General features: G+C 40.5%; 5 protein-coding genes. All 5 read right to left on the reverse strand.

What is annotated here, in order from left to right; all coding sequences use genetic code 11:
• Positions 1–206: 206 nt before the first annotated feature.
• A complete protein-coding gene (locus ACKI5J_RS07810; protein WP_407428221.1) occupies positions 207–1,175 on the reverse strand; it encodes a hypothetical protein in 969 nt (322 codons plus the stop codon).
• A gap of 214 nt (positions 1,176–1,389) precedes the next feature.
• Entirely contained in the window at positions 1,390–2,037 is a 648-nt protein-coding gene (locus ACKI5J_RS07815) for a response regulator (protein WP_407428223.1), read from the reverse strand.
• Complete coding sequence (locus ACKI5J_RS07820) at positions 2,034–4,085, reverse strand: sensor histidine kinase (RefSeq protein WP_407428225.1); 2,052 nt, start codon at positions 4,083–4,085, stop codon at positions 2,034–2,036. The genes ACKI5J_RS07815 and ACKI5J_RS07820 overlap by 4 nt, the downstream gene beginning before the upstream one ends.
• 50 nt (positions 4,086–4,135) lie before the next feature.
• The gene (locus ACKI5J_RS07825) at positions 4,136–4,735 is read right to left on the reverse strand and encodes a hypothetical protein (protein WP_407428227.1); all 600 of its coding nucleotides are present in this window, start codon (positions 4,733–4,735) and stop codon (positions 4,136–4,138) included.
• Between the two features lie 240 nt (positions 4,736–4,975).
• Positions 4,976–6,333: beta-galactosidase domain 4-containing protein (locus tag ACKI5J_RS07830; RefSeq protein ID WP_407428229.1), on the reverse strand; the 1,358-nt coding region annotated here is incomplete at its 5' end.

The raw sequence follows: 6,333 nt of genomic DNA on the forward strand, positions 1-6,333 counted from the left end.
AAATTATGATACATTTCCTGATGAGATTGAGTCATGTTTCTTTCTCTTGCTTGACTCCTCCAAAAGCTGCAAAGCATATGTTCTTGTGCAGCAGCTCAACCTGGTTGAAACCAACTTTTTTTCAATAGCTCAATTTGATATAAGTCGCTTGCCAGTAGCTTATCCGTATTCTCATTATCTATTTCTTAGTTGGCCCCAAATTATATTTACCGCCAGATCATCTGTCCACCTGACATTTCCATCTTATTTTTACCTTTCACGAAAACGGGGATTACACCAGGAGTGTTTTGTGCAATCGGATCCACATTATAGTTCTTACCGTCGTTGGGGATAATTTTCAGCGTCCACATCCAGCCGAATGGTCCAGTCTGTTTGTACTCTGTGCCTACAAGCAAGTATTTTCCATCTGGAGAAAACTCAGGTACAGCTTCTTTAAAATTGCTGGTGGTAACCTGTGTCAGCTTTGATCCATCCATACCCATGGTATACACATGGTTGGCAATACGCACGGCGAGTTGATTGCCAGCTGGATTGACGGCTAAGTCACCCCAGTCTTGATAATTCATTTCTTTAAGCAAACTACCCCGGGTGTAAGGTGGGTCTAAACGTATGATATTGTTGTGATGCACAATCAACAGCGCATTGCCGGGAAGCCATAAGCGTTGGTCATTAAAACCCAGTTCTTGTCCGTTGATATCGTAGATCCTTCCTACAAACTCACCATTTCGTTTTAGAATCGTGATACCATCTTCCTTTTCGTTCGAAAGCACCAAAATATGACTGTTATCAAACGACAGATAGCCCCTGCAGTAGGCATTCAGTCCGGGACTATTGTACACAAACTCCTCTATAATGCTACCAGTTGCAATATCACTAAGGGTAAAACGTATGGGGTATTTACCCAAAGTTTGCTCATTTACCACAGTGAGTTTGTATTTACCATCACGGGAGATGTCGAAATTATTAAGTTTCGAATTATCGGGAATAAAGGCAGACCCCACACCATCAGGTAAACTTACTTTAAGGATGCCCTCGGACGCCCAGTCGTAATAGATCGTTCCGCGTAACGAAGATGGGTAGCCGTTTTGACCGCCATCTGGCCCATTATTTTCTTTTGAACAGGCTGATAGTAGCATAAGAAATACCACGATCAGCGATATGGTTGTCTTTTTCATCGTTTCGATTTATGAGTTTGTTTACATTGTTTTCAATCTCTACAAGATGATATCACAAACCTAAAAGCAAAAGAGTTGGTCTACAATCCACGAAAACAGGGATTTTTTGTCCTATTTCCTCCAATTTCCACATCCGTAGCATCTTGCGTTAGCAGCGCCGCGGGGCATTTACCTAGCGATGTGATTGGGAAGATATTTGGCCCTCCCAGCCTATTTATATGAATTTCATTTCCGTTGCTTTATGTATCAAAGAGGCAGAATTGCTTACTTTAAACTTTTGCAATAGATTTCTTCGGTGACTTTCTACGGTAAGCGAACTAATGAACATTTGTTCAGCGATCTGGGGGGTAGTCTTCCCGGTTGTCATTAACCGGAGCACTTCTTGTTCTCTTTGCGTGATTTTGGGAACTGTGCCATCCGTTTGTTTCATGATCGGTTCTATCTCAGCGCTTAAAATATTATTCCCTTTCATTACAGCATGAATAGCATTTATCAGCTCGCTGGCAGAAACATTTTTGAGCAAATAACCTGAAGCTCCTGCATCAAGCATACGCTGCACAATACTACCCTCACTGATATTACTAATGGCAATAACCTGTGTTTTGGGTTGACGCCTTTTAACGGCAACAGTAGCATCAATACCGTTCATCCCCGGCATATTGATATCAGCTAAAACTACATCTGTCCCATTAGTTTCTAAAAACTTCAGGGCGTCTTCTGCATTGGTAAAAGAATTCAGCAGTTTGATATCTGGATGATTATTAAGTATAAACTCAAACCCATTTAATACCAAGGGATGGTCATCTATTATTATTACCGAAATCATATTATTTTTATATGCATTTGTTTTTATCGAATTCATGAACTCGTTACACCCTGTTGTCCATACATAGGTAGCTGAAGGTGAAACGACGAACCTTTTCCGGGATAAGTATCTATTTCGAAATGTCCGTTTAACAAAGCGATGCGGTTACGGATATTTGACAGCCCTATGCCTGTATGGCTTACGTTTTCGGTACTTTGTTTAAACCCTTTGCCATTATCTTCCACAGAGAGGTATAAAATATCATCCTCTTCTGAACATTGAACCCATATTTGATCAGCTTCACTATGTTTCAGTGCATTCGTCAACAATTCTTGTACGATACGATACACCGACATCAGAAAGGGATGCGAATAATTTCCCTTTAATCTAGCGGATTGAAAATCGATAGCTATATCGGATTGTGCCATGCTTTTGCATAAATCTTTCAGTGCATCTTCGAGACCTCTATATAACAGTGAATCAGGCATGAGGTTATGGGACACCCTACGTAGTTCGTTTACAGACCGGTCAAGCTGATTTATAATGGTTTGCAAATCTCCAATGGCTATAGCATCAACTTGCTGTAAGCCCATTTTATCCGTTACAGCAGAAAGCTTCATCTTTACGCTCGCCAGCATACCTCCCAACCCATCGTGCAAATCTCTTGCCAATCGGCTCCGTTCTCTTTCTTCACCCTGCAACATGGCATTGTATAGGTTGATCTTCGATTCTTGCCGATGATTTTTAAGCTCTTCCTGCAGCAGCAATTCCTTTTGCACTAATAATCTTTTTTTGCTTTTCTGTGTTCTATACCATGTAAATCCCAACACAAAAAGAAGCATACACAGCGAGGCAGATATAATGGCGATGCTTCGGTTTTTTTGTAGGGCAAAAGATTGTTCCTGGTGTTCGGATTTTATTTTTAATAACTCTTTTTCTTTCTCCGTAGTCTGGTATTTGCGTTCCAATTCCAGTATTTGTGCCCTGTTTTTATTTGTGAAGAGGCTATCGGTAACAACTTTATACGCTTCGTACCATTTAACTGCCTCTGGATATTGATTTAATGCAACAGTTGTGGCGGCTAAATTGTAATAGATCATCTGTCTGTTTGCTAAAGAAAATGTTTTTTCTATGTATGGGAGCACTTCCAATAATTTACCCTTTGCCATAACGTGCTGCCTATTCTGCTGATATGCTTTGAACTGGTCATACAAAAGGGTCGAAATCAGTTCATCATTTTTTAGTGTTTTTGCCGTAACAAGCCCTTCTGAAAGATGTTGATGGGCTTTCTCAAAATTTTTAGTGGCGGAATAATAACTCCCCGCTACCGTATGGTACATAGGAACATAGAAAGAGTTGGGTATCAGATTAGCAATCAAGGAGGCCGTATCAAGCATCTTTTTAGATTGATGATAATTTTTTGCGTAAAGGGCATTTCGTGCTGCATTGACATAAAGAGTCAATCTTTCTTCCGATGCATTTTCCCTATGCCGCAGTAAGCTTAAAGCTTTTCCATAATACTGAGCTGCTTTTGAATATTCCTGTAGATTCATCAAGTTCATGGCAACATTTTGATAATTATTGCCAATAAGGGTAGCATCTTTTGTTTGCTCTGCCAGGGGAATTACTTTATCCAAGAGAATATCAACATACTCATTTGCTTTATCTTCACGTTGCAAAAGCGCACCATAGCTTCCCCAAATACGGGCACGATAGCGAACGGCTTTTAATTTTTGGGCCTTATCAACTTTTTGAAGCAATCTTTCAGCCTTCATATATAGTTCTTTTGCCTTGTTGGGGTCTTTGTAGAAATAAACGGAAGCTGTATAAAAAGCAATCAACCCTCCATAATAATCTGTTTGTATTTTTGTTTTTAATAGATTTTTTGCTTCAGAGATATACTGCAAAGCTTTGGTGACATCGTGATCAGACCAGAAGAAACTTAAATCAAGCAAAGCCATCGCTTTTTCTTCTTGGTTTTTTAGTTGCCCAAGGTGGCGGTACAGACTATCACTATATTGAATGAGCTGGTCTCCAGGCTGAGCATATACTGGAGTAGCTATCGAAAAAAAATATAAAATAAGTAGTCTTATTGTTTTAGACACAAGTAATCTGGTTGAGGTTTATCACCCGAAATATACATTAAATACACAGATTAACAATCTGGCACCATCCCCATGACGACGCCATTGGGCGACCAAACTGGAACCAGGCGTGTGGGGCAACCGCTAACATCCCCATTGCTATTGCTCATATCGCGATGGGTGTCGAAGTTGAGTTCTAGCCTCGTTCCTTTTGGAAAGCTTTCGGTCTCTTGCTTAAATACTGCAACCATCTTCATTTGCCCTCTTTCTCTTTCCAATGTACCTTCGAAAAACATCTCCTGACTATCAGAGATCGATTTTCCTTCTATATTATGGTCAATAATCTGAAAATAGATATTGGGATTTTCATCTTCCTTGTAAAAGGACTTCCCATCGAATTTTCCACGGACCTTTATATTGATTTCGCCTAGCCTGTTAATATCTGACAGGAAGACCATTGAAACTGAATCTTTTGTGGATTCAATGAGCGCAATGCTCCCCTTTCCCGAAAGATCGAGTTCATTGCCTCCATCTATCGAAACACTGCCGCTGATGGTTCCTTTATAAGGAATCCCGCCATAGAAGCTCGTAAAGCTTTGAACATGTTGATCATTCTCTTTAGCACATCCTAAGGATAGGATAGAAACGAGTAATAACACTATTTTTTTCATATAAAACTGTCTGAATTATCACCTGAACCATTTGCCATCACCTACTTCAACTTTATCTTTTGCTTTACAGGCGACGGTAACTTAATTTAAAGAGTGTAATTTCTAATCCTAAAGTTAGGATGTGTTTTTATAGCACACAATCCACGAAAACTAGGGTTTTTGGGTAGCAATTTTATTCTGATATCTGTAGATGTTATTTAGTTCAGCATCATATAGCTCCTATTTAAAAAGTTATCAAACTTACTTATTCATTTTAAATGGTCTTATCGAACTTGTGAACTGTATCGTTTGGGGAATGGTTTGATATCTATCAAGCACCCCAATTGCCGTGCATCCTACTCCGGTAGTTTGATAGTCGAAATTGAATGTTACGCCGTCCGATTTGATCAGCTGATAGGTGTATTTTGCCTTTGACAAATTTTCGGTGCTGTAATTGTAGCAATTGAAATTAAACGGTTCGTTTGCCGAAAACTCAATTCCGATACCTTCAGCATTTGTCAGTCGCACATTGCGGTTGTCGGTGCGCAATCCACAATCCTGAGGTAGCAAATACGGTACAAACATCGCATCAACTGTCGACTGATAATGGCCGATCCGATAGCCGGTTTTGCGGTCTGGATAGTTCTCCTGCGGCCCGCGTCCAAACCATTGTACATTTTGCATTTCGTCGTTGAACACCCATTTTGTTCCGATGCGTGGCAACGAACTGGGCATTTTCCCATTCGGATTGATTGTGTGCTGCAAACTAATTTCACCGTCGGGCGAAATGGTATAAATCATCTCATTTTCGAAGCCTGCCCCGCTTGCATTTCCAAAAAGAGCAATTTGACGAATCCTGACAATTGCGTTTCCAGCCTTATTGTCAACCTTAAATGATTCAAGTTTTGACTTCATTTTATCCAGACCGATGGAATACCATGAAGTGGCAACCATCCTTCCGTAGCCCTCGGTTCTAGGAAATACATTTACGGCAGGATAGGTCCAGTCGTCCTGTTCGTTCGCGAGAGGGGCACGCCAAACATTGAGCTGCGCTCCTTGTTTCAGCAATTCTTTACCCATGTATTTCATGGAGTACAATTGTCCATCGGCTTTATTAAAGGAATAATCGAAATTTACTCCGGATACGATCAACTGTTGCTCATTATCTGTCACTTTTAAAGGATTGGTCTGATGCTGTACCCGTTTTTTATCGGCTGGTACAATCCATGGTAATTCCAATTGATCCCAACACATTTCAAAACCCTTCGGCACCAGTGCTGTCGCTTCTTTCGAATGAAAACTAACTGTTGCCAAATAGGTTGCACCAGCCTTCATTTGCGGCTTTTGGATAGGAAGAACGTAGATTTTTTTTGCTTCAGGTTCGACATCGACTTCCAATCTTCCTGAAGCTATTGATATCCCGTTTTCTTCCAGATTCCAACGTGCCTCGAAGGCATTTGTATTGATAAAAAAGTGTCGGTTCTGCACTTCAATTTCCATTTTTTCGGCATCGCTCCACTTTACAGATATGGGTTGAGCCGATTTTTTCATTTGCCACATTTCGGGCTCCGGAACCCGGTCTGGCCAAATACTTCCATAGGTACGTGCACCGATTCCAT

The sequence above is a fragment of the Arcticibacter sp. genome, from assembly GCF_045629565.1.
Classification (GTDB): Bacteria; Bacteroidota; Bacteroidia; order Sphingobacteriales; family Sphingobacteriaceae; genus Arcticibacter.

What these genes read in the sequence shown, in the direction of transcription:
- ACKI5J_RS07810 (WP_407428221.1), bottom strand. Translation starts at nt 1,175, where the DNA reads ATGAAAAAGACAACCATATCGCTGATCGTGGTATTTCTTATGCTACTA.
- ACKI5J_RS07815 (WP_407428223.1), bottom strand. Translation starts at nt 2,037, where the DNA reads ATGAATTCGATAAAAACAAATGCATATAAAAATAATATGATTTCGGTA.
- ACKI5J_RS07825 (WP_407428227.1), bottom strand. Translation starts at nt 4,735, where the DNA reads ATGAAAAAAATAGTGTTATTACTCGTTTCTATCCTATCCTTAGGATGT.